Here is a 22675-nt window from a genome sequence, read left to right as displayed (position 1 = left end):
GCAGGCCGCCGTGCTGCTGGCGCGCTGCGTGGTGGGGCCTGGCGTGGTGGGCTGGCTGAAGAAGCGCCGCGCCTAGTACCCGGCCCGGCTGCCCGCAACTATTTCGCTTCTTTGCCTTGTTACCGACGCTATGCGCATTCTTTTTTTAAGCTACTGGGGCCTGCACGATGGCCTGACGACTTCTACCGTGTTTCCGCACCTGCGCCTGCTGCAGGAGCGTTCCGATGTAGAAGCTATTCGCCTCGTCACCATCGAGCGCGGCGCCGAAGCGCAGGCTGCCCTCACGTTCGCACCGGGCTTTGCCACGCCCAAAATATCGTTCGAGCCGTTGCGCTCGAAGCCGGGCCGCAACGTCATCCTCAACAAGATGGAGGATTTTACCCGTTTCCCGAAGGAGCTGATTCGGCAGGCGGCCGAGTTCCAGGCCGATTTCATCATTGGCCGGGGAGCGCCCGCCGGGGCGCTGGCCTACTTGGTGTGGCAAAAAACCAAGCTGCCGTTCTACGTCGAATCGTTCGAGCCGCATGCCGACTATATGCGCGAATCGGGCGTGTGGAAGGGCTACGACCCGCGCTACCTGTTTCAGCGGCACTGGGAAACCCGCCAGAAACAGCTGGCCAAGGGCCTGATGCCGGTGGCCGAGAACTACCGCCGCCAGCTGATTGCGGAGGGCGTACCGGCCCAGCGCATCGTTACGGTGCCCTGTTCGGTTGATGCCGCGGCGTTTGCCTGCGATGACGCCGCCCGGCAGCGGGTGCGCCAGCGCCTGGGCTACGCGGCCGAGGCCACAGTAGGCATCTACGTGGGCAAGTTTGGCGATATCTACTACGACGAAGAAGCGTTTGAGCTGTTTCGGGCGGCCGCCGACCATTTCGGGCCCGGTTTCCGCCTCGTGGTGCTCACGCCCCAGCCCGAGGCTGAGGTGCGCCGCAAGCTGGCCGCCGTGGGCCTGGGGCCCGAGCAGGCCTTCGTGACCAAAGCCCCGCACGCCGAAGTAGCCGACTACCTTTCGGCGGCCGATTTTGCGTTTGCGCCCATTCGGCCGGCGCCCTGCCGGCTGTTTTGCTCGGCTATTAAAATTGGCGAATACTGGGCCAGCGGCTTGCCCGTGCTGGTAACGCCCGGCGTGGGCGACGACTCCGCCATCATCGAGGCCGAGGCCGGCGGCGCCGTTTTCGACGTGAGCCGGCCGGCCAGTGTACCTGCCGCCTTGCTCCAAATGGAAACCCTGATGCGGGAAACCGGCTATCGCGACCGTATCCGGCAGCTGGCCGTGCGCTACCGTAGCCTCGACCGGGCGCGGGAAGCCTATCAGGCGCTGCTGCCAATGGAAACAGTGGCATCATCGGCCGTGGCGCTGTAATATCGTGTCGATTAAGGGCTGTACTCCCGTTGTTCGTTTATCCCGTGTCCGAGCCCACTCCGCTTCTCTCCGTCGTTAGCCCGGTATTTCGGGCCGAAGAACTGGTTGATGAGCTGGTGCAGCGCATTCAGCAAAGCCTGGAGGGCCTGACTCAGGCGTACGAGATTGTGCTGGTCGACGACCGCAGCCCCGACGGCTGTTGGGCGCGCATCGAAGCCCAGGCAGCCCGCGACCCCCGCATCCGGGGCCTGCGGCTGAGCCGTAATTTCGGCCAGCATCGCGCCCTCACGGCCGGCCTGGACAGCTGCCGGGGCGAGTGGGTGGTGGTGCTGGACTGCGACCTGCAGGACCGGCCCGAGGAGATTCCGGCGCTGTGGGCCGCGGCGCACAGCGGGTACGATTTGGTGCTGGCCCAGCGCACCGACAGGCAGGACGCGCGAATGCAAAAGCTGCTCTCGCGGCTGTTTTATTATTTGCTGGCCTTCCTCACCGATACTCCGCAGGACCCCGCGGTGGCCAATTTCGGTATTTATCACCGCAAGGTTATTGCGGCCGTGCTGGCCATGCGCGAGAGCATCCGCTACTTTCCCACCATGGTGCGCTGGGTCGGCTTCCGGGTCGGCTACCTGCAGGTAACGCACGCGGGCCGGCCGGCCGGCCGCAGCAGCTACCGGCTCAGCCAGCGCCTGAACTTAGCCCTCGACATCGTGCTGGCCAATTCGGATAAGCCGCTCCGCCTAACCGTAAAAGCGGGCCTGTTGCTGGCGAGTGGGGCTTTCCTGTTCGTTCCCATTACCTTGCTACGCTATTGGCTGGGCCAGATAACCCAGCCTGGCTACACGAGCCTCATCATTTCAGTGTGGTTTTTTTCGGGGCTTCTATTAGCCGTGATGGGCATGGTGGGCCTGTACATCGGCAAAACGTTTGAGCAGGTGAAAGCCCGGCCTATTTATCTCATCGATGAGCAAACTGCCCCATCCCGCACGCTTACCGGCAATTGAGCGGCTGACCTGGGACAGCGACTTCCTGGGCTTTGCGGTGGGCCGCCTACGCGCCGACGAGCTGCGGACCTGGGCGCCGGCAGACCTGGTAACGGCCTGTCGGGCGGCGGGCTACCGGCTCATGTATGTAGTTGCCGACCCGGCCGATGCCCCGGCCGCGGCAATTGCCCACCAGGTTGGCGCCTGGCTGGCCGACCATCGGCTGACTTTTGCCCGGCCTGTCGACGGCCCCCCGCAGGCTGCGGGCACGGACTGCATTGGCCGGGCCGTGGCTTCTTCGCCTCAGCTGCAGCAGCTGGCCTGGCAAAGCGGGGTGTGCTCCCGCTTCCGGCGCGATAAAAAATTTGCGCCTCAGGTGTTCCCCGAGCTGTATCACGAGTGGCTGCTGGCTTCGCTGCGCGGCGAAATAGCCCACGTCGTGCTGACCGCCGGTGCCGGCCCCGGCCACGAAACCGGGTTGCTGACGCTGCGCGCGCAGGATGCCACGGCCAGCATCGGCCTGCTGGCTGTGGATGCGGCCGCCCGCGGCCAGGGCATCGGTACGCAGCTGGTAGAGGCTGCCCGGCAGCAGGCCCGACACTGGCACTGCACGCACCTGCAAGTCGTCACGCAGCGCGAGAATGAGCCTGCTTGCCGATTCTACGCCCGGTGTGGGTTTGAGCTCCGGCACGAGGAGCATGTGTATCACTGGTGGCTCTGAGGCTGGCGGCTTGGCCTTGCAGGTCCGGCCGTACCTTTGCGCTCATTACCGTTGCGCATGCCTCCCCTTATTCCTTTCAACAAGCCGTATTTATCGGGCCACGAAACCCGCTATATCGAGCAGGCAGTGCGCGCCGGCAAAATTTCCGGCGATGGAATTTTTACGCAGCGGGTGCACCAATTCTTCGAGCAGCAGCTGGGCTTTGCGCGCGTGCTGCTCACTACCTCGTGCACCGATGCGCTGGAAATGGCGGCGCTGCTACTGCGCATCGGCCCCGGCGATGAAGTGATTATGCCGGCTTTCACGTTTGTAAGCGCGGCCAACGCCTTTGTGCTCCGCGGGGCTAAAGTCGTATTTGCCGATAGCACCGCGCTCAACCCCAACCTGGCTGCCGATACGCTCGAAAGTCTGGTCACGCCCCGTACCCGCGCCATTGTACCGGTGCACTACGCCGGTATTGCCTGCGATATGGATACGGTGCTGGAGGTGGCTGGCCGCCACAACTTGGCCGTGGTGGAAGATGCGGCGCATGCCATCGATAGCTACCATTGGGGCCGGGCGTTGGGCAGCCTGGGCGACTTAGCTACGTTTTCGTTTCACGAAACCAAGAACATCATCTCGGGCGAAGGAGGCCTGCTGGTTCTCAACGATACCCGGTTTGCTTCCCGCGCCGAAATCATCCGGGAAAAAGGAACGAATCGGTCGGCTTTCTACCGGGGCGAAGTCGCGAAGTATAATTGGGTCGACGTTGGGTCGTCGTACCTGCCTTCCGACATCATTGCCGCGTATCTATGGGCGCAGCTTGAGTGCCTGGCCAGTATTCAGCAGCAGCGGCGGGCCATCTGGCAACGCTACTACACTGCCCTCAGGCCATTGCAGGCAGCTGGCATCGGCCTGCCCGTTATTCCCGACTACGCCACGAATAATGGCCACCTGTTTTACTTGGTATGTCGAAATTTGGCTGAGCGCACCCGCCTCATTGCCGAGCTTCGGCAGGCGGGCATCCTGGCGGTGTTTCACTATCAGCCGCTGCACCTAAGCCCGTACTATGCGGCCCAGCACGATGGCCGACCCCTGCCGTGGGTTGAGCATTATGCCGACTGCCTGCTGCGGCTGCCGCTGTTTTACGAACTCACGGAACCCGACCAGCAGCGCATCATCGATGTTGTTCTGGCATTTTATCAGTCTTATTAGCTTTCAGTAGTGCGCATTCTATTCCTTATTCCATATCCGGCGGGCCGTGCCCCCTCGCAACGCTTTCGCTTCGAGCAGTATCTGGATGCCCTCACCGCCCACGGCCACCACTACCGCTTGGCACCGTTTCTGTCGGTGGCTACCTGGAACATCCTGTATAAGCCCGGCCAGATGCTGGCCAAGGCTACCGGCATTCTGGCTGGATTTGGCCGCCGGGCCGCCCAGCTTTTCAGTGTGCCTTCCTACGACTTCGTGTTCATTCACCGCGAAGCAGCCCCCATTGGCCCGCCCGTGTTTGAGTGGCTGATTGCCAAGGTGCTGGGTAAGAAAATTATCTACGATTTCGATGATGCTATCTGGCTGGCCAATACGTCGGAAGCGAATAAGATTGCCGCGGGCTTGAAATGGCATCAGAAGGTAGCCGCTATTTGCAAGTGGGCTTATAAGAACAGCTGCGGCAATGCCTACCTGGCTAACTATGCCCGCCAGTTCAACCCTGCTGCCGTGGTGAATCCAACCACCATCGACACGGTGAACATGCACAACCAGGTGCGCGACCAGGCCGCTCCCGGCCGGCTTGTCATTGGCTGGACCGGGACTCACTCCACCATGAAGTACCTCGACCAACTGGTGCCCGTGCTGGCCCGGCTCGAGGCCGAAGGGCTTGATTTTGAGTTTCGGGTCATCTCAAACCAGCCGCCAACGCTGCCCTTGCGCTCACTGGTGTACCTGCCTTGGCGCAAAGACACGGAAATTGCCGACCTGTTGGGCTTTCACGTAGGCCTTATGCCCCTCGAAGACGACCTGTGGGCCAAAGGCAAGTGTGCCTTTAAAGCGCTGCAGTACATGGCGTTGGGAGTGCCGCCGCTGGTTTCGCCAGTTGGCATGAATACGGAGGTCGTGCAGCACGGGCAGAACGGATTTGTGTGCGCCACCCCGGCCGAGTGGGAAGCCAGCCTGCGCCAGCTGCTGGCCGATGCCGGCCTGCGCCAGCGTTTAGGAGCAGCTGCTCGTGCCACCATCGAGCAGCGGTACTCTGTGCGCGCCAATACGCCCAATTTTCTGGCTCTGTTCCAGTAGCGTAGCGGCCTAGGCCATTTGGGGGCGCCGGGCTGCCACCGATACATTGCGGCCGGCCGTTTTAGGCTGTGCCGCCAAGCTTTGCAGAATGTACAGTCCACCCAGGTAAAAGGGTATCATCGGAATCTTATAGCGCACCAGCGTACCAAAGTTGGAGCTGGTAACGCCTACCGATGCCGCAAAGGCCAGCGCAAAGACGAAGCAAAGCAGCAATATTGGCGTCTGGCCAATGATGGAGAAAGTGCGCCCCACGCCGGTTTTCCAGAAAATGCGTAGCGTGAAAGCCAGAAAAAAGAATGCTTCCAACGCCGAAAGCAACATCACCGGGTTGCGCGCCTCCCACAGGAAAGGCCGGAACAGGGAGGTGCCAATGGCTTGCGGCGCCAGCTTCACCATGCTGCCGATACTGCCGTCGAGCTCGCCCAGGTGGTAGCCCGAGCCTTCCTGCTGCACGCTCTGCTCATACAGGTAGTCGGCCGTAATCTTGCTCCGCTCGCCAATTTTATCTACGTCATACTTTTCATCGCCCTTGGTGATGTTGGTAATAGCATAAAATGCCAGTGCTCCACCCATCACCAGGAAGAAAGGCTTTGCCAGTAGGCGGACCGTGCTATTTTGAATGCGGGAGTTGGTTTCGTTAAACACCCACAGCAAAGCGGCCGGCGCAAAGCACAGGAGGATATACACTTTCACATTGAGCAGTGTATACGTGGCCACTGCTCCAATCAGGAGGCACTGCACGATGGCTCGGCGTTGGATAGCCCCCTTGTATAGCGCGTAAAAAAGCCAGCCCAGTGCTCCCAGGCACAGCGAGTCTTTCAGCAGGCCGGAGCCCCAGAAAAAGAGAGAGGGAACGTAGAAGATAACCCACGCCAGCTGCTTGTAGACATGGGGCCGAATTTTGGCAAACGTGATGTACATCGCCCACATGCCGCTGAAGCTAATGCTGGCGAAAAGCAGGGCTATGACGGTGTAGTTGCTGAAGCAGAAAAGCCCCAAAAATGCCGCAATACGGGAGAGTAGATATTCGGACGAGCCGGCCTGATGCCAGAACATCTGCGCCACGTATTGGGCCGTAGCCGGGTCATTATCACCACCATTGTCGGTTAGCATCTTCAACCCTGTGGCAAACGACTTGTCGAAGGCCGCGCTGATAATTTTGGCGTGGTAGAAATAGTTGAAGGTGTCGCCGCCACCATAGTAAAACTGGTAGATAAGCCCCAGGCCAATGGCCCCAACAAACTTGAGGGTCAGGGCCGGCAGGAAGAAAGGCCGTGTGAATTGATTGGTGACTGCCGGACGAATAGCAAACGCGAGTGCATACAGGCCCGCCAGATACAGTGGCGCGAGGAACAGGTCTGATAATTCCATTGCTCTGGACGGGATGCGTCGTTGTGTGTGACTGTAATTAGTGAGATAAGCGCCATGGCTAGCAGTACCATGCGGCGCTGTGCTCCGGGTACAAGCCTAAGCAGACTTCCTGTTTTTCTTCAGCCAGGCGGTAGCTTCCTTGTACATATCCGACTTGCGGGTGGCTTTGTCTTCTACCACTTCGTAGTAGCGCTTGGCGGCGGCCACGTCCTTCTCTTTAACAGCGATGCGGGCCAGGTTGGCGTTGGCAAACAAGTAGAAGCCGCCGTCGGTATCGCCGGTGCTTTCCGAGAACACGATGCACCGCTGATAGTAGTCTTTGGCCTTTGCCATGTCGCGGTAGCGCATCTGCATCAGGTAGCCCAGGAAGTAGCTGGCGTAGCGCCCACTGATGGCCTCGTAGCCCGGCATCCCCTTGTTGATTTTATCGAGGATTTCGCGGCTCACCCGCTCGCAGTCGGTGAACTCGCCCTGGTCGTAGGCCAGCAGGGCGTAGAAGCGCTGAAAAAAGCCGTTGTCGGGGTAGGCCGTTGCCAGCTGCTTGGCCACGGGTAGGGCTTCTTCGGCATTGTTTTCCTCATTTTTGAGGATGCGCATCAAAAAGACTTTCGCCTCGGTGCCCGTATAAAAGCCGTTGGCTGCTACGCTGCGCAGCTGTTGAAGCCCCAGCTTTTTATCGCCCTTCGGGAAGAACAGCAACACCGGCTTGAGCAGCGTGTAGTTTTCCCCAATCCAGACCGAGTAATAATTGAACAGCGCCTGCCCGAACTGAAATTCCGGGCTCAGACCGTTGGCCTCCTGGCTTTTCTTCAGGTAGTTGAGCGAGCGCCGGGCATCGACAGTTGCCTTGCGCCAGTCGTGGCGCTCGCCGTGTAGGCGGGCCGAAAATCCGTAGGAAGCCGACAGAAAGAAGCTGGCCTCGTAATTATTGTTGTCGGCATCGAACAGCTTCTGCGCCTTGGTAGCGGCCGTGTCGATGTAGGCAAAGAAGGTTTTATCGTATTGCTTCGATTGGAAGTTCGACGGCTGAATCTTCCACCAGGTACTCAGGCCCAGTAAAAAATAGGGCATGGGATGATTGGGATACCGCCGCCGCAGCGACCGAAACTGCTTCTCGGCCCGGTCAAACTTAAAATTGTAAATATTATGGACGGCCCCATCCAGCTCCAGTTGAATGTCTTTGTCGAGCAGGAGCCAGCCTTTAGTATCCACGGCCGACGGCAGCACGCCCACCGAATCGAGCGCCACGGTGCGCATGGGGGGCACCTTGCGAGTAGTATCGGGCGTTTGGGCTCGGCCCGGCAGCGGTAGCAACAGCAACCCGAGACAGAAACAAAGCAGCGAACGCAGCATAAACGGTATATAGAGGGCCGGACCGGCGTTCCGCGGAAGAGCCGAAAGGGAAATGGAACAGCTAAAGTACGGACTTTGGCCTAGCTTTGGGCGTTTTCCCCGTTTGCTATGGAGCTTTTGCACACCCTTTGCCGCATTGCTGCCCCCTCGGGCAATGAGGCCCCGCTTACTGCTTTCGTCCTCGACTACGTGCGCCGCCACCAGGCCTCGTGGCAACACCAGCCGCGCGTGGTGGCCCACGAAAACCTGCAGGATTGCCTGCTGCTGGTATTCGGTGAGCCGCGAACGGCCGTTTTCGCACACCTCGACAGTATCGGGTTCACGGTGCGCTATGGGCGCCAGCTGGTGCGCATTGGCGGGCCGCAGGCCGAGGCTGGATATCGCTTGGTGGGGAGGGATTCGCAAGGCGAAATAGATTGTACTTTAACGGTCGATGAAGAAACCGGTGAACTAGGCTATGCGTTCCACCGCGACATCGACCGCGGCACCGAGCTCACGTTCTTCTGCGACTTCCGCGAAACCGAAACTACGGTGCAAAGCTGTTACCTCGACAACCGCCTCGGCGTGTGGAACGCCCTGCGTCTGTGCGAAACGCTGGAACACGGCGTCATCGCCTTTTCGTGCTGGGAAGAGCACGGCGGCGGCTCGGTGGCCTACCTGGCCAAGCACATCCACGATACCTACGGCGTGCGGCAGGCCCTCATCTCCGATATTACCTGGGTAACCGAGGGCGTGCACGCCGGCCAGGGCTGCGCCATTTCGCTGCGCGACTCGCTCATCCCGCGCCGCGCCTACGTCGACCGTATTCGGGCCATTGCCGCTGCTTCGGGCATTCCGCATCAGCTCGAAGTAGAAGGCAGCGGCGGCTCCGATGCCAAGGAGCTGCAGCACGCCGCCGCGCCCTGGGACTGGTGCTTCGTGGGCGCGCCCGAAGACCACGTACACTCGCCCGACGAGCTAGTCGATAAGCGCGATATTGAGAGCATGCTGGCGCTTTATCGGGTGCTGATGCGCGAGCTGTAGGCTCACGCAGCCTGCTGGAATCGTAAGGGCAATTAAAGTGCCTGTCGTTCTGCGCGAAGGGGGCGGGCCGGGGTAGGTAAAAGTCGAATAAGTTGTCGCGAAATACCGAAAACTTGGATTAGCTCCAATTTCCGCTATTTTGCGAGCCGAAAACTGCTTAACTCACTTTTTCCCACCCTTTCACGCTTTTATGACTCCATACCTTTACGCCGTGCCCGCGTTGGGCATTTTCGCCTTGCTCTACACTTGGCTGCGCGCCGGGTGGGTGGCCAAGCAGGATGCCGGCGACGCCCGCATGACCACCATCGCCGGCTACATCGCCGACGGGGCCATTGCCTTCCTCAAGGCCGAATACAAGGTGTTGGCCTTGTTCGGCCTCATTGCCGGGGCTTTCCTGTTCTACCTGGGCAGCACCAGCGGCAATTCCAGCCCCGTCATCGTCATTGCCTTCGTCATTGGCGCGGTATTCTCGGCGCTGGCCGGCTTCATCGGGATGAAGATTGCCACCAAGGCCAACGTGCGTACCGCGCAGGCCGCCAAAACCAGCCTCAGCGGCGCCCTGAACGTGTCGTTTTCGGGCGGCTCGGTGATGGGTATGGGTGTGGCCGGCCTGGCTGTGCTCGGGCTGGGCGCGCTGTTCATTGTATTCTATAAAATGTTCGTGCCGAGTGGCCTGGCCAACGGCGACGAAATGGAAAAAGCCCTCGAAGTCCTCACCGGCTTCTCGCTCGGGGCCGAAAGCATTGCCCTGTTTGCCCGCGTGGGCGGCGGCATCTACACCAAGGCGGCCGACGTAGGTGCCGACCTCGTGGGCAAGGTCGAAGCCGGCATTCCCGAGGACGACCCCCGCAACCCCGCCACCATCGCCGACAACGTGGGCGACAACGTGGGCGACGTGGCCGGCATGGGCGCCGACTTGTTCGGCTCCTACGTGGCTACCATTCTGGCCACGATGGTGCTGGGCCGCGAAGTAACCGTAACCGGCGACCAGTTCGGCGGCCTGTCGCCCATCTTCCTGCCCATGGCCATTGCAGGCATGGGCATTATCGCCTCACTCATCGGCATCCTCTGCGTGCGGGTGAAGGAAGGCGGCAACGTGCAGGGCGCCCTCAACTTAGGCAATTACATCTCGGTTATCGCCTCAGCCTTCGGGGCCTATGGCTTGATTATGTGGATTCTGCCGGCCGGCACCTTCACCATTCGCGGCATCAGCTTCGACGCCATGCACGTGTTCTACGCCGTGGTGGTGGGCCTTGTGGTGGGCACGCTGATGAGCATTATTACCGAGTATTACACCGCTATGGGCAAGCGCCCGGTGCTCAGCATTGTGCAGCAAAGCAGTACGGGCCACGCCACCACCGTTATTGGCGGCCTGGCCGTGGGCATGGAGTCGACGGTGCTGCCCATTCTGGTGCTGGCGGCCGGTATCGTGCTCAGCTTCAAGGCAGCCGGCCTCTACGGCGTGGCCATTGCCGCCGCCGGCATGATGGCCACCACCGCCATGCAGCTGGCCATCGACGCCTTCGGCCCCATTGCCGACAACGCCGGCGGCATCGCCGAAATGAGCGAGCTGCCCAAGGAAGTGCGCGAGCGCACTGACATCCTCGATGCCGTGGGCAACACCACCGCCGCCACCGGCAAGGGCTTCGCCATCGCCTCGGCCGCTCTCACGTCGCTGGCCTTGTTTGCCGCTTTCATGGGCACGGCCCATATCGACACCATTGATATCTCGAACGCTGAAGTGCTGGCCGGCCTGTTTGTGGGGGCGATGATTCCGTTCATCTTCTCGGCGCTGGCCATTGCGGCCGTGGGCCGCGCGGCCATGGCCATGGTGCAGGAAGTGCGCCGGCAGTTCCGCGAGATTCCGGGCATTATGGAAGGTACGGGCCGGCCCGAGTACGAGAAATGCGTGGCCATTTCGACCACGGCCGCCATTCGCGAGATGATTCTGCCAGGGGCCATTGCCCTGCTTTCGCCCATCATTGTGGGCTTCCTCTTCGGCCCCCACGTGCTGGGCGGCTTGCTGGCCGGCGTCACCGTTTCGGGTGTGCTCATGGCCATGTTTCAGAGTAACGCCGGCGGTGCCTGGGACAACGCCAAGAAGTCCTTCGAGAAGGGCGTAATGGTGAATGGCAAGATGGAATACAAAGGCTCCGATGCCCACAAGGCGTCGGTAACCGGCGACACCGTGGGCGACCCGTTCAAGGATACTTCGGGCCCGAGCATGAACATTCTCATCAAACTGATGAGCATTGTATCGCTGGTGATTGCGCCCCACATTGCTCAGAAGGACGGCGAGCGTGGCATGGCTCCGGTGCAGCTCGAAAAGGAACGAGTAGAAGTTGCCACCCGCCCCCACGTGCGTTACGCTTTTGCCGAGGCTGCTCCGGCTGCCGCTCACTTCATCTATACGGTACTGACAAAGTAGCCTGAACCGCCGCTGGCACGGCTGATGCGAATGAGGTTTCAGTCCCTGTCTTGAAACAAAAAGGCCGCTGCTGAAGAAGTAGCGGCCTTTTTGTTGGCATAGCATCCGCTCAGCAAAGCAGTAAATGGTCGAATCTGTTCAATCCGTTTGATGCGGTACATCTGCGGTTCAGGCATTCCGGCAGTACCTTTGCGGCTCCATTACACCCCTCGCGCCGCATGGGCCACGCCAATATTAGCATCCACAACAAGGAATTTCGGCCGTATATGTCGGCTAATCAGCTGGATGAGGTGGTGGCGAGCCTGGCTGCCCGCCTGAGTGCCGACTACGCTGGCCGCCGGCCGTTGTTTGTGGTGGTGCTTACGGGGGGCTTCATGTTTGCTTCCGATTTACTGAAGCGCTATCAGGGCGAGTGCGAGATTGTATTCATTCGCGTAGCCTCGTATGAGGGCACTGGCAGCACCGGTGTGGTGCAGGAAGTGCTGGGCCTGCGCGAAGAAATTGAGGGCCGCGACATCATCCTCGTTGAAGACATCGTGGACACCGGCACCACCATGCACCACCTGCTGCCCACGCTGCAAGGCAAAGGCCCCGCCTCGGTAGAAATTGCCACCCTGTTTTTCAAGCCCGAAAGCCTGCGCCACGAGTTGAGCATTCGCTACGTGGCCAAAGAAATTCCCAATGATTTTGTGGTAGGCTACGGCCTCGACTACGATGGGCTGGGCCGCAACCTGCCCGATGTGTACGTGGCCGTGTAGCAACTCTTTTGCTATCGATTGAGTAACTTGCCCAACCCCACCATACCACCTGCCTCCGCGCAACTCTTCTCGTTCATGTTGAATATCGTGCTGTTCGGCCCTCCCGGTGCCGGCAAAGGAACCCAGAGCCAGAAACTCATTGCCCACTACAACCTCGTGCACCTGAGCACCGGCGACCTGCTGCGCGCCCAGATTGCCGAAGGCACCGAACTGGGTCTGCAAGCCAAAAAGCTGATGGACGAGGGCCTGCTTGTGCCCGATGCCGTGGTGATTGGCATGATTGGCAGCGCCCTGAAGAACAACCCGCAGGCGGGCGGCTTCATCTTCGATGGCTTCCCGCGCACGGTGGCCCAGGCCGAAAGCCTCGACCGCCTCATGGCCGAGCACAACACCCACATCGGCTGCATGATTGCACTCGAAGTGCAGGAGGAAGAACTGGTGAAGCGCCTGCTGGAGCGCGGCAAAACCAGCAACCGCCCCGACGACCAGGACGAAACCAAAATCCGCCGCCGCGTCACGGTGTACAACACCGAAACCGCCCAGGTGGCCGGCTACTACGCCGCCCAGAAGAAATTCCACGCCCTCAACGGCATCGGCCCCATCGACGGCATCTTCGGCCAGATTTGCGGGCTGATTGACCAGCACAAAGCCGTCGCGCCCGAAACCCCGGCCGCGGCTACCAACGAAGTAAAAGCTTAAGCAGGGTTGAATGCTGAGTTGTAAGTGTTGAATAAACACGAGCGAGTTGCCGGGAACGAGTCGTTGGCTCATTTCCGGCAACTCGCTTTTTAGCTCCGTTCCCCAAAGAATGATTTTCCCGTCATTCAACCCTCAAAATTCAACACTCAAAATTTCAATTTCCCGTGGCCTCCAATAACTTCATCGACTACGTCAAACTCATCTGCCGCTCGGGCAAAGGCGGCGCGGGCTCGCGCCACTACTTCCGGGCCAAGGGCCTGCCCAACGGCGGCCCCGATGGCGGCGACGGCGGCCGTGGCGGCCACATCATCCTCGAAGGCAACTCGCAGCTCTGGACGCTGCTACACCTGCAATACCAAAAGCACGTGTACGCCAAAGACGGCGAGGGTGGGGGCGAAAACCTGCGCTCCGGCGCCCAGGGCGAAGACATCGTGCTGCAAGTGCCCCTCGGTACCATTGCGCGCAACGCCGAAACCGGCGAGAAGATGCTCGAAATTACTGAGCACGGGCAGCGGATTATTCTGCTGCCGGGCGGGCGCGGCGGCTGGGGCAACGACCATTTCAAGAACTCCATCAACCAGGCACCCGAGTACGCCCAGCCCGGCGAGCCCGCCGTGGAAGCCATCGTCATTCTGGAGCTGAAGCTGCTGGCCGACGTGGGCCTCGTGGGCTTCCCCAACGCGGGCAAGAGCACGCTGCTCTCGGTGGTGAGCGCAGCCAAGCCCAAAATTGCTGACTACGCCTTCACCACGCTGGTGCCCAACCTGGGCGTGGTGGCCTACCGCGACTACAAATCCTTCGTGATGGCCGACATTCCCGGCATCATCGAGGGCGCGGCCGAGGGCAAGGGCCTGGGCACCCGCTTCCTGCGCCACATCGAGCGCAACTCCATGCTGCTATTCATGATAAGCTGCGACTCGCCCGATATCAACGCCGAATACGACGTTCTGGTGGGCGAACTGGAGCAGTTCAACCCCGAGCTGCTGGACAAGAAGCGCCTGCTGGCCATCACCAAATCCGACATGATTGATGAGGAGCTGGAAGCCGAAATCCGCGCCACCCTGCCGGAAGAGGTGCCGTCCATCTTCATCTCCAGCCTCACGAATAAGAACATCGTGCCGCTGAAGGACATGATTTGGAAGGCGTTGCATCAATAGTTGTCGGTAGCATCAGTTATCAAATCCCACCTGTTCAAAAACTGATTGGAACGTTCATTAAACGCATTTTTTGAACGGGAGTATGACGCGATAAATTTATAAAGGGTTGAATTTCCACTTTTAGCCGGTCTCAATTCTGAACGTGGGACAATGAAAAAAGAGTTACGGTCGAACCAATAGGCAATTAGGAAATCAGCTTCATTTCTTTCCGACTCCGTTAGCGTGAAATGTATATCAGGTCGGAGTGGGTTTTTTGTAACAACGTTCTGACGGGTCTTGACTTCTATTTTAATCTGATGTCCAAACTTGTCTTTTGTACTTCTGAGTAGTAATAGGTCACAACCTGCTTCCATATAATTAGGAAAGACACGCCAGTCAGGTTTGTCCAACATTCTAATAGAAAGCTGAAGTAAGGCAGAGCTTTCTCCAATGTCCTGGAGAATGCGCTTCATGTTTTGCGGTAGTTCCTGCATTGATAATATTGACTGATTACGGAATCAAACTTAGCCTTTTCTGACTGAATGGTATTCGTGCCACTATGGCAGCCTGGGCCGCTTTGGCCCACTCCTTGCGCCTGCTCCCTGACTAACCGGCTAACCCCGTGAAAAACCCCTTCCGACGAATATTTCCGCAAATGGCTAACGAAAATAACCTGCCGCAGGACGACAACCTGACCGCCGACCCCAACCACGTAGCTGGCGAAATGGCCGACGCCGACGGCGAAACCACCGACCCTAACCTGACGGCCACCGGCGCTCCCCAGCCCGCCGCCTCGCGCACCGATGCCGAGCTGGCCGACCTCAAAGACAAGTACCTGCGCCTGGCCGCCGAGTTTGAGAACTACAAGCGGCGCACCACCAAGGAGCGCATCGAGTTGTTCAAAACCGCCAACCAGGAGCTGATGACGGCCCTGCTGCCCGTGCTCGACGACTTCGAGCGGGCCCGCGCCGCCACCGCCAGCACCACCGACGCCAACGCCGTGCGCGAAAGCATCGATATTATTCAGAACAAGCTGAACAAAACCCTGCAACAAAAGGGTTTGACGCAAATGGAAGCTAAAGGTGGCGACTTCGACGCCGAGCTGCACGAGGCCATCACCCAGATTCCCGCGCCCAGCGACGACCTGAAAGGCAAAATCGTGGACGTGGTGGAGCAGGGCTATTATTTAGGTGATAAAGTAATTCGCCACGCCAAAGTGGTGCTGGGGCAGTAATTTTGTTGATTACAGGTAGTCGGATTTAAGTAGTCGGTAGTCAGATGAATGTCTGTTCAAGCGGACGAAGAACTGTCTGACTACCGATTACCAATTACCGAATACTACAAGAAGAAAATGGCTACGAAGCGCGATTATTACGAGGTATTGGGCATTGCCAAAAACGCGGAGGGCGACGTTATCAAGTCGGCCTACCGCAAAATGGCCATCAAGTACCACCCCGATAAGAACCCCGACGACCCCACGGCCGAGGACAAGTTCAAGGAAGCGGCCGAGGCTTACGAAATCCTCAGCAACGCTGATAAGCGCGCGCGCTACGACCGCTACGGCCACCAAGGCGTGGGCGGCGGCAACGGCGGCGGACCGAACATGGAGGACATCTTCTCGCAGTTCGGCGATATTTTCGGCGGCGGGGGCGGCTTTGAGGGCTTCTTCGGGGGAGGGCGCCAGGGCGGCCGGCGCCAGAAGAAGGGCTCGAACCTGCGCATCAAGCTCAAGCTCGACTTGGAAGAAATTGCCAACGGCGTCGAGAAGAAAATCAAGGTGAAGCGCTACGTGGCCTGCCAGCCGTGCAGCGGCACCGGCGCCAAAAACGGCACCGACCTCAAAACCTGCCCCACCTGCCAGGGCCAGGGCCAGACCAAGCGCGTGGTGAACACCATGCTGGGCCAGATGGTGAGCAGCAGCACCTGCCCCACCTGCCACGGCGAGGGCAAAACCATTGTGAGCACCTGCGACGTATGCAAGGGCGAAGGCCGCCAGCTACACGAGGAAGTGATTCCCATCAACATCCCCGCCGGCGTGGCCAACGACATGCAGCTGAGTATGAACGGCAAAGGCAACTTCCCCGAGCGCGGCGGCGTGCCCGGCGACCTGCTCATCCAGATTGAAGAGGAGCCGCATGAATTCCTGAAGCGCGACGGCAACAACATCATGTTCGAGCAGTACATCTCATTCGTAGATGCCGCCCTCGGCGCCAGCTTGGAAGTGCCCACCATCGAGGGCAAGGTGAAAATCAAGGTGGACCCTGGCACCCAGCCCGGTAAAATCCTGCGCCTGCGTGGCAAGGGCATCAAGGACCTGAACGGCTACGGCCGCGGCGACCAGCTCATCCACCTCAACGTGTGGACGCCCAAAAACGTGAGCAGCCAGGAGCGCGAGCTGCTGGAGAAGCTACGCGACTCGGACAACTTCACGCCCCACCCTGGCAAGAACGAGAAAGGCTTCTTTGAGAAAGTGAAGGAGTATTTCCAGTAGGCCGCAAGAAAGCTGTACGCAAAAACGCCGCCCGGTTACCGGGCGGCGTTTTTGTTTTTAAAATCTGCTAGAATTGGCAATCATTGGCCAGAAGTAGTGGCGGAACCTGACTCGGTAAAGTCGCGCACAATCCGGTAGCCGAACAGGGCGAATGCCAGCGTAATTAACCCAATGGAAGTGTAGCGTCGCCAAGCCGGGAGGGTAGAGGGGCGTAAAGGATGAGGCGCTCGGGTTGGCAAATAGGCTAAATCAGAGAGTAGAATTCCTAGACCGAGAAGGGCAAACGGGGCAGCCGCTAGCTTTTCGCCGAAGCAATAGCTTATTAGGCTCAGCAGCAGCAACAGGCTTCCGGCGGTAACATTGATGCGCTTCATTGAAAATTATCGTGGCTTCTTGTAATGCCAATGATACGCCTGCGATTCACTTCCCGAAACCCTTACCCGCCGCATGGCCTCCGCCGCCCTTTCTGCTGATTTTATTGCCGCGCTACGCGAGTACCAACCGCTGCTGCGGCGCGTGGCCCGCCTCTACTGCCAGGATGCCGACGACCGGCAGGACCTGTTTCAGGAGATGGTGTTGCAATTGTGGCGGGCGTGGCCGCGCTATGTGCCGCAGCCGGGCGCCAAGCTCAGCACCTGGCTCTACCGCATTGCGCTGAACGTGGCCATCTCGAACCTGCGTCAGCGCACCCGCCGCCCGGCCCCCACCGAGCTCGACGCCGAGGCGCTGGCCGTAGCCCAGGCCCCCGAAACCGGCTACGATGCCGACGACCGCGCCCAGCTCTACCGGGCCATTGCCCGGCTCTCGGATGTGGACAAGGCCTTTATTCTACTCTACCTCGAAGACCGGCCCTATGAGGAAATGGCCGAAATTCTGGGCATTACCCAAAACAACGTGCGCGTGAAAATGCACCGCGTGCAGGAAAAACTTCGCGCCCTTTTAGTCCCCGCCGCCCGATGCTAGAACTCGATGAACTCCGCCGCCAGTGGCAGCAGCCCGCGCCGGCCGATGCGCCGCCCCTCGGCCGGGCCGAGCTGGACGGCCTGCTGGCCCACCGCTCGGGCAACCTGATTGAGAAAATGCGGCGCAATGCCCGGCTGGAAATGGCGTACACTGCGCTGTTTGGCTTGGCCACGCCCGTCGTGTTTCTGTTGGCGCACAACCCGCTGGTGAAAGCAGAAGCCGTGCTGCTGCTGGTGCTGGTACTGGTGATGCTGCGCTACTACGCCCGCAAGCTGCGGATGCTGGGCCTGATGCTGCGGGCCGACACCAATGTGCGCGAAAACTTGGTGCGGCTGTGCCGCGGCATCCGCGAGATGCTGCGGTTTTACTACCGCCTCTCGATATGGGCCGCGCCGTGGACGCTGGTGCTCATGTATGGCTACCACATTGGCCGGGCGCTGGCCCGGGGCGAGGTGTTTTCGGGCGAGCTGCTGTGGTTTGGGGCCGGGCTGTTTGCGGGCGGCGGGCTGGTGCAGATTGGCATCGTGTACCTTACCCGCTGGTTTCAGCAGCGCCTCTACGGCCGCCACCTCGACCGGCTGGAAGCCAGCCTGCGCGAGCTCGACGAGCCCGAGCCGGCCGCCGCCCGCTGAATCGGTGGCTCCCATTCAGCGGGCTTATTCACCGCTTGGGGAAAGTTTGCTGCCGCTTGACGCACTAAAGGTGGCAGGCAGCGCCGCCGCCCGATACATTTGCTCAGCGACATTCTTCTACATTTAACCCGCCAACCAACCTTTCTTTCTGTGAAACCAATTCTGGAAGCCATCGACGTGCGCAAGGCCTACGCCAACCACGTCGCCCTCTCGGGCGTGAGCCTGGCCATTCCCGAGGGCAGCATCTTTGGCCTGCTCGGGCCCAACGGCGCGGGCAAAACCTCGCTCATCCGCATCATCACCCAGATTACGGGCGCCGACGAGGGCGAAATCCGTTTCCGGGGCGAGAAGCTCAACCCCAGCCACATTGCCGACATCGGCTACCTGCCCGAGGAGCGGGGCCTCTATAAAAAGATGAAAGTGGGCGAGCAGCTGCTGTATCTGGCCCAGCTGCGCGGCCTGAGTCGCGGCGACGCTACGGCCCGCATCAAGCAGTGGCTGAACCGCTTCGAGATAAAGGAGTGGGCCACCAAAAACGTAGAAGACCTCAGCAAGGGCATGCAGCAGAAGGTGCAGTTCATTGCTACGGTGCTGCACGAGCCCAAGCTGATTATTCTGGACGAACCATTTTCGGGTTTCGACCCCATCAACGCCAACCTGCTGAAGGACGAGATTCTGCGCCTGAAGCAGGAGGGCGCTACCATCATTTTCTCGACGCACCGCATGGAGTCGGTGGAGGAGATGTGCGACCACATTGCCCTCATCAACCGCTCGCGCAAGGTGCTCGACGGGCCGGTGGGCGTCATCCGCGACCAGTTCAAAACCAACACCTACGAGGTGGAGGGTACGGGCCACCCCATGCTGTCGAGCCCCGATTTTACGGTGGTGGACCAGAAGAAGCGCGAAAACGGCCATTTCTACCTGCAGGTACAGTTGCAGGAAGGCGTGCGGCCCAACGACCTGTTGCGCTACCTCATCGGCTCGGCGGGCATTGAAGTGGAAGCCTTCCGCGAAAAAATCCCGAGCATCAACGAGATTTTTATCCGGCGCGTGCGCGAAACCATGCCCGAGTCGCTGGTAGAAGAATCAGTAAATTAAAAAGCTGTCATCCTGAGCGCAGCGAAGGGCCTTATCACGGCTGTTTTTATCAGGAATTAATCAATGGTGCGCGAACGTGATAAGGTCCTTCGCTGCGCTCAGGATGACAATACCGAAAACAACATGGCTTCCAAATTTTTACTCGTCGCCCAACGCGAATACCTCACGCGGGTTCGCAAAAAAGCCTTCATTGTGCTCACCCTGGCCGTGCCGCTGCTGCTGGCGGCGTTCGGGTTCATCATTGCCAAAGTAGCTAGCTCCGACAACGACAGCACCGATGTAGTGGAAGTGCGCGACGACTCGGGCCTGAACGTGGCCAGCCGCCTGACCGACACGCCGCAGCTGCACTTCGTGCCCGCTACCGGCAGCCTGGCCGAGGCCAAGCAGGGCTTCCAAAAAGCCAAACACGATGGCCTATTGGTGCTGCCCGCCGGCCTCGACGTGGAGAAGCCCGAAGGCGTGCAGTTCTTTGGCAAAGGCAACATCAGCCTGAAAAAGCAAGGTGCCGTGGAAGACGCACTGAACAAGGCCTTTTCAGAATTGAAGATGCAGAAATCGGGCATCTCGCAGGAAAAGCTGGACCGGCTGCGGTCGGAAGTTGAGCTGAAGGCCATTAGCCTCGACGAAACCGGCAAAGAGGCGAATAGCAACGCAAAAGCCACTTCACTCACTGCTTATGGGCTAGCGTTGGCCATTTACATGTTCATTTTCATCTATGGCGTGCAAATTATGCGCGGAGTAGGGGAGGAGAAGTCGAGTCGCATTATGGAGGTGATGCTATCGTCAGTGAAGCCCTTTGATTTGATGATGGGCAAGATTGTGGGCATTGCGGCGGTGGGCCTTACGCAGTTTTTACTGTGGGGCGTGCTCTCGTACGGCGTGGGTACGGTGCTGGCCCCGATGCTGATGGACGACAAACCAAAAACCGAAATAGCCGCCAAGGCACCAACGAATACTTCGGCTTCGGCCGAAACGTCGCAGTCTGGCAACGCTAAAATGGACCAGGCCATGCGCGGTTCGGCGGCAACCATGAACCCGGCCAACCGGGCCGGCGGCATGTTCAGTGCGCTGGCCAGCTTGCCGGTGGGCACCATTCTGTTTGGTTTCATTCTGTATTTCTTGGGCGGCTACCTCATGTACGGGGCCCTGTTCGGGGCCGTGGGGGCGGCCGTGGATGACCAGACTGACACCCAGCAGTTCATGTTTCCGATTACCATGCCGCTCATTCTGAGTTACATCGTGGGCGTGTCCGTTATTCTGCGCAACCCCGACGGGCCGGTGGCTTTCTGGATGTCGATGTTTCCGCTCACCTCGCCCATTGCCATGGTCATTCGCCTGCCGTTTGGCGTACCGATGTGGCAGCTGGCACTATCTATCTTCCTGCTCATTCTGGGCTTCATCGGCACGGTGTGGGTGGCGGCCCGCATCTACCGCGTGGGCGTGCTGATGTACGGCAAGAAGGTGACATACAAGGAGCTGGGCAAGTGGATGTTCTATAAGGGGTAATCTCTGGGTTGAGGCCTGACAAACTTTAAACGTCATGCTGAGCTGGTCGAAGCATCTCTACCGCCGCATTAATTGATTGCGTTACGTGGTAGAGATGCTTCGACCAGCTCAGCATGACGTTCTTTGTTAGAATCCCCGACGTTTCAATTCCATGCGCCTTCTCCGCCTCACCAGCTTTTTTCTGCTGCTCCTCAGCCTCGCCAGCTTCACGCTGCGCGGCGACCGGCCGGCCTACCGCCTCTTCGGCGCCGCCGGCCAGCCGGCCGACTACGACCAGATGCTGCAGGAACTGGCGCAGGCCGACGTGGTGCTTTTCGGTGAGCAGCACAACGATGCCCTCACGCACTGGCTGGAGCTGCAAGTCGCCAAAGACCTGCTGAAGCTGAAAAAGCCCGGCCAGCTGGTGCTGGGCCTGGAGATGTTTGAGCGCGATGTGCAGCCGCTGGTGGCGCAGTACGCCGCCGGCACGTTGGCCGATATGGCCTTCGAGCGTCAGGCCCGCCCCTGGCCCAACTACGCCACCGATTACCGCCCGCTGGTGCAGTTTGCCCGCGAAAATCATGTGCCCGTCATCGGCACCAACGCCCCGCGCCCCTTTGCCAAAGTGGTGGCTCAGCGCAGCCTTACTGCTCTCGACAAGCTGCCCGCATCGGACCGCGCCCTGCTGGCCCCGCTGCCGCTGAAAGTCGATTACGACCTGCCCGGCTACAAAAACATGGCCGCTATGTTTGGGGGTGGCGGTAGCGCCCACGGCGGTGGGGCGCAAAACATCATTCAGGCCCAGGCGCTGAAGGATGCTACGATGGCGCATTTCATTCAGGCCAGCCGCCAGCCCGGCCAGACGCTGCTGCACGTCAACGGCAGCTACCACTCCGACCACCACGACGGCATTGTGGCCTTTCTGCGGCAGTACGCCCCCAAGCTGCGCGTGAAAACCCTTTCGGTTGTGACGCAGGAGCAACTGCAAACGTTGGAAAAGGACCAGCTCAGCATCGCCGATTACGTGGTGGTGGTGCCGGCCGACGCGGCCAAGACTTACTGAATTAATGTCTCGTTGTTGTTAATCGGCTGCACAACTATGGAGGGAATACCTATTTTCAACGATGCTTATTCGTCGCAGCTTGGGACGATTGGGCTAGTTATGAGTTTGACCAGCCAAGTAGCTCGTGTACCGCATGAATCGGGCGTTATCAGTACCGCGGAGCATAGGTGTTCAGTCGTGAGGATAACTCCTCAACTTGGCTGGCTACCGGTAGGAATGCAAGTGGAAACTGTTACAGCGTGGCTTTTCTTTATTCGTAAATGGACAAAGGGCAGTGAGCAGTTGACCGTTAGCATCGAGCTGCAGACATCGGATAACACCATCAGAAGCGGCGGCGAAAGCGGTGAGAATCTTGTTGCGGTTGGGTTTGAAAACGGAATCCGCCAGCTGCACATCGGCACGGAGGATGAGGAGGCGATGGTATGGCGGGCAACCAAGAACGATTTTATGCCGCCGCGATTAGAGCCCCTGCTGAGAAAGTACGAGACTGAAGTTTCTACTATCACAGAGCGCGGCTTGTACACGCGAATTCCTTTGTTAGAAGCTGGCGAGAGATTCTATTTTCATTACATAATTGCCGAAAATCCATACAAAGCATCGGCTGATTATCCTGATGAGCCGGACGTATCCACTTGGTTCGCAGTTGACCAAACTAAAAAAAGTTAATGGAAAATCTGTCAGTTGAGCAGTTGAATCATGACCTATATTCGTGAAGCCCAGCCCGCCGATATTCCGGCCATCATGCGTGTGCGCCTGGCCGTGCGCGAAAACCGCCTCTCGCGCCCCGAGCTGGTGACGCCGGCCGACTGCCTCGACTACCTCACGCGCCGCGGGCGG

21 protein-coding genes are annotated in these 22675 nt (G+C 59.5%); 18 read left to right on the top strand and 3 right to left on the bottom strand.

The window, feature by feature from the left end; genetic code table 11:
• Positions 1-130: 130 nt before the first annotated feature.
• Genes ACYVDE_RS01940 through ACYVDE_RS01920 form a run of 5 tightly spaced genes read left to right on the top strand, consistent with a single transcriptional unit; the run spans position 131 to position 5338 of the window.
• Positions 131-1363, top strand: coding sequence for a glycosyltransferase family protein (locus tag ACYVDE_RS01940; protein ID WP_460499795.1), 1233 nt, complete (start codon positions 131-133; stop codon positions 1361-1363).
• Between the two features lie 44 nt (positions 1364-1407).
• Positions 1408-2364, top strand: coding sequence for a glycosyltransferase family 2 protein (locus ACYVDE_RS01935; RefSeq protein WP_460499794.1), 957 nt, complete (start codon positions 1408-1410; stop codon positions 2362-2364).
• Positions 2324-3064 carry a GNAT family protein gene (locus ACYVDE_RS01930; protein ID WP_460499793.1) on the top strand — a complete coding sequence of 247 codons (741 nt, stop codon included), beginning with the start codon at positions 2324-2326 and terminating at the stop codon, positions 3062-3064. The genes ACYVDE_RS01935 and ACYVDE_RS01930 overlap by 41 nt, the downstream gene beginning before the upstream one ends.
• Positions 3065-3121: 57 nt before the next feature.
• Positions 3122-4258 (top strand): dTDP-4-amino-4,6-dideoxygalactose transaminase, encoded by a 1137-nt coding sequence (gene rffA / locus ACYVDE_RS01925; protein ID WP_460499792.1) that lies wholly within the window; start codon positions 3122-3124, stop codon positions 4256-4258.
• A 9-nt stretch (positions 4259-4267) separates the two neighbouring features.
• Positions 4268-5338: a glycosyltransferase family 4 protein gene (locus tag ACYVDE_RS01920; RefSeq protein WP_460499791.1), complete on the top strand. Its 1071-nt coding sequence runs from the start codon at positions 4268-4270 to the stop codon at positions 5336-5338.
• A 9-nt stretch (positions 5339-5347) separates the two neighbouring features.
• On the opposite strand, the gene ACYVDE_RS01915 is transcribed toward ACYVDE_RS01920, so the two are convergent.
• The gene (locus ACYVDE_RS01915) at positions 5348-6709 is read right to left on the bottom strand and encodes a hypothetical protein (RefSeq protein ID WP_460499790.1); all 1362 of its coding nucleotides are present in this window, start codon (positions 6707-6709) and stop codon (positions 5348-5350) included.
• A gap of 96 nt (positions 6710-6805) precedes the next feature.
• Complete coding sequence (locus tag ACYVDE_RS01910; protein WP_460499789.1) at positions 6806-7966, bottom strand: tol-pal system protein YbgF; 1161 nt, start codon at positions 7964-7966, stop codon at positions 6806-6808.
• Between the two features lie 204 nt (positions 7967-8170).
• Between ACYVDE_RS01910 and ACYVDE_RS01905 the strand changes: the two genes are divergently transcribed.
• From ACYVDE_RS01905 to obgE, 5 genes are all read left to right on the top strand, one after another.
• A complete protein-coding gene (locus ACYVDE_RS01905; protein WP_460499788.1) occupies positions 8171-9085 on the top strand; it encodes a zinc-binding metallopeptidase family protein in 915 nt (304 codons plus the stop codon).
• A 190-nt stretch (positions 9086-9275) separates the two neighbouring features.
• Positions 9276-11513, top strand: a complete 2238-nt coding sequence (locus ACYVDE_RS01900) for a proton/sodium-translocating pyrophosphatase (protein WP_460499787.1) — start codon at positions 9276-9278, stop codon at positions 11511-11513.
• A 218-nt stretch (positions 11514-11731) separates the two neighbouring features.
• The gene (locus ACYVDE_RS01895) at positions 11732-12271 is read left to right on the top strand and encodes a phosphoribosyltransferase (protein WP_460499786.1); all 540 of its coding nucleotides are present in this window, start codon (positions 11732-11734) and stop codon (positions 12269-12271) included.
• A gap of 75 nt (positions 12272-12346) precedes the next feature.
• Entirely contained in the window at positions 12347-12970 is a 624-nt protein-coding gene (locus ACYVDE_RS01890) for an adenylate kinase family protein (RefSeq protein WP_460499785.1), read from the top strand.
• 164 nt (positions 12971-13134) lie between these two features.
• Complete coding sequence (gene obgE, locus ACYVDE_RS01885) at positions 13135-14127, top strand: Obg family GTPase (protein WP_460499783.1); 993 nt, start codon at positions 13135-13137, stop codon at positions 14125-14127.
• Here obgE and ACYVDE_RS01880 read toward each other — a convergent pair.
• Positions 14121-14579, bottom strand: coding sequence for a hypothetical protein (locus ACYVDE_RS01880; protein WP_460499782.1), 459 nt, complete (start codon positions 14577-14579; stop codon positions 14121-14123). The genes obgE and ACYVDE_RS01880 overlap by 7 nt on opposite strands.
• Before the next feature lie 182 nt (positions 14580-14761).
• On the opposite strand from ACYVDE_RS01880, the gene ACYVDE_RS01875 reads away from it, so the two are divergent.
• From ACYVDE_RS01875 to ACYVDE_RS01840, 8 genes are all read left to right on the top strand, one after another.
• Complete coding sequence (locus tag ACYVDE_RS01875) at positions 14762-15340, top strand: nucleotide exchange factor GrpE (RefSeq protein WP_460499797.1); 579 nt, start codon at positions 14762-14764, stop codon at positions 15338-15340.
• Positions 15341-15457: 117 nt separating this feature from the next.
• Positions 15458-16597, top strand: a complete 1140-nt coding sequence (gene dnaJ / locus ACYVDE_RS01870) for a molecular chaperone DnaJ (RefSeq protein ID WP_460499796.1) — start codon at positions 15458-15460, stop codon at positions 16595-16597.
• A gap of 447 nt (positions 16598-17044) precedes the next feature.
• Positions 17045-17560, top strand: a complete 516-nt coding sequence (locus tag ACYVDE_RS01865; RefSeq protein WP_460499781.1) for an RNA polymerase sigma factor — start codon at positions 17045-17047, stop codon at positions 17558-17560.
• Complete coding sequence (locus ACYVDE_RS01860; protein WP_460499780.1) at positions 17554-18192, top strand: hypothetical protein; 639 nt, start codon at positions 17554-17556, stop codon at positions 18190-18192. The genes ACYVDE_RS01865 and ACYVDE_RS01860 overlap by 7 nt, the downstream gene beginning before the upstream one ends.
• Before the next feature lie 150 nt (positions 18193-18342).
• A complete protein-coding gene (locus ACYVDE_RS01855) occupies positions 18343-19290 on the top strand; it encodes an ABC transporter ATP-binding protein (RefSeq protein ID WP_460499779.1) in 948 nt (315 codons plus the stop codon).
• 123 nt (positions 19291-19413) lie between these two features.
• Positions 19414-20796: an ABC transporter permease gene (locus ACYVDE_RS01850; RefSeq protein WP_460499778.1), complete on the top strand. Its 1383-nt coding sequence runs from the start codon at positions 19414-19416 to the stop codon at positions 20794-20796.
• A gap of 151 nt (positions 20797-20947) precedes the next feature.
• The gene (locus ACYVDE_RS01845; RefSeq protein ID WP_460499777.1) at positions 20948-21838 is read left to right on the top strand and encodes a ChaN family lipoprotein; all 891 of its coding nucleotides are present in this window, start codon (positions 20948-20950) and stop codon (positions 21836-21838) included.
• A gap of 216 nt (positions 21839-22054) precedes the next feature.
• Positions 22055-22504, top strand: a complete 450-nt coding sequence (locus ACYVDE_RS01840; RefSeq protein ID WP_460499776.1) for a hypothetical protein — start codon at positions 22055-22057, stop codon at positions 22502-22504.
• Positions 22505-22675 lie beyond the last annotated feature (171 nt).

This window comes from Hymenobacter agri (assembly GCF_054778495.1).
Note: the sequence above shows the minus strand (reverse complement) of the source record. Positions and strands in the feature narration are given on the sequence as shown.

What these genes read in the sequence shown, in the direction of transcription:
- ACYVDE_RS01940 (WP_460499795.1), top strand. Translation starts at nt 131, where the DNA reads ATGCGCATTCTTTTTTTAAGCTACTGGGGCCTGCACGATGGCCTGACG.
- ACYVDE_RS01930 (WP_460499793.1), top strand. Translation starts at nt 2,324, where the DNA reads ATGAGCAAACTGCCCCATCCCGCACGCTTACCGGCAATTGAGCGGCTG.
- rffA (WP_460499792.1), top strand. Translation starts at nt 3,122, where the DNA reads ATGCCTCCCCTTATTCCTTTCAACAAGCCGTATTTATCGGGCCACGAA.
- ACYVDE_RS01915 (WP_460499790.1), bottom strand. Translation starts at nt 6,709, where the DNA reads ATGGAATTATCAGACCTGTTCCTCGCGCCACTGTATCTGGCGGGCCTG.
- ACYVDE_RS01910 (WP_460499789.1), bottom strand. Translation starts at nt 7,966, where the DNA reads ATGCGCACCGTGGCGCTCGATTCGGTGGGCGTGCTGCCGTCGGCCGTG.
- ACYVDE_RS01905 (WP_460499788.1), top strand. Translation starts at nt 8,171, where the DNA reads ATGGAGCTTTTGCACACCCTTTGCCGCATTGCTGCCCCCTCGGGCAAT.
- ACYVDE_RS01900 (WP_460499787.1), top strand. Translation starts at nt 9,276, where the DNA reads ATGACTCCATACCTTTACGCCGTGCCCGCGTTGGGCATTTTCGCCTTG.
- ACYVDE_RS01895 (WP_460499786.1), top strand. Translation starts at nt 11,732, where the DNA reads ATGGGCCACGCCAATATTAGCATCCACAACAAGGAATTTCGGCCGTAT.
- ACYVDE_RS01890 (WP_460499785.1), top strand. Translation starts at nt 12,347, where the DNA reads ATGTTGAATATCGTGCTGTTCGGCCCTCCCGGTGCCGGCAAAGGAACC.
- ACYVDE_RS01880 (WP_460499782.1), bottom strand. Translation starts at nt 14,579, where the DNA reads ATGAAGCGCATTCTCCAGGACATTGGAGAAAGCTCTGCCTTACTTCAG.
- ACYVDE_RS01875 (WP_460499797.1), top strand. Translation starts at nt 14,762, where the DNA reads ATGGCTAACGAAAATAACCTGCCGCAGGACGACAACCTGACCGCCGAC.
- dnaJ (WP_460499796.1), top strand. Translation starts at nt 15,458, where the DNA reads ATGGCTACGAAGCGCGATTATTACGAGGTATTGGGCATTGCCAAAAAC.
- ACYVDE_RS01865 (WP_460499781.1), top strand. Translation starts at nt 17,045, where the DNA reads ATGGCCTCCGCCGCCCTTTCTGCTGATTTTATTGCCGCGCTACGCGAG.
- ACYVDE_RS01860 (WP_460499780.1), top strand. Translation starts at nt 17,554, where the DNA reads ATGCTAGAACTCGATGAACTCCGCCGCCAGTGGCAGCAGCCCGCGCCG.
- ACYVDE_RS01850 (WP_460499778.1), top strand. Translation starts at nt 19,414, where the DNA reads ATGGCTTCCAAATTTTTACTCGTCGCCCAACGCGAATACCTCACGCGG.
- ACYVDE_RS01845 (WP_460499777.1), top strand. Translation starts at nt 20,948, where the DNA reads ATGCGCCTTCTCCGCCTCACCAGCTTTTTTCTGCTGCTCCTCAGCCTC.
- ACYVDE_RS01840 (WP_460499776.1), top strand. Translation starts at nt 22,055, where the DNA reads ATGCAAGTGGAAACTGTTACAGCGTGGCTTTTCTTTATTCGTAAATGG.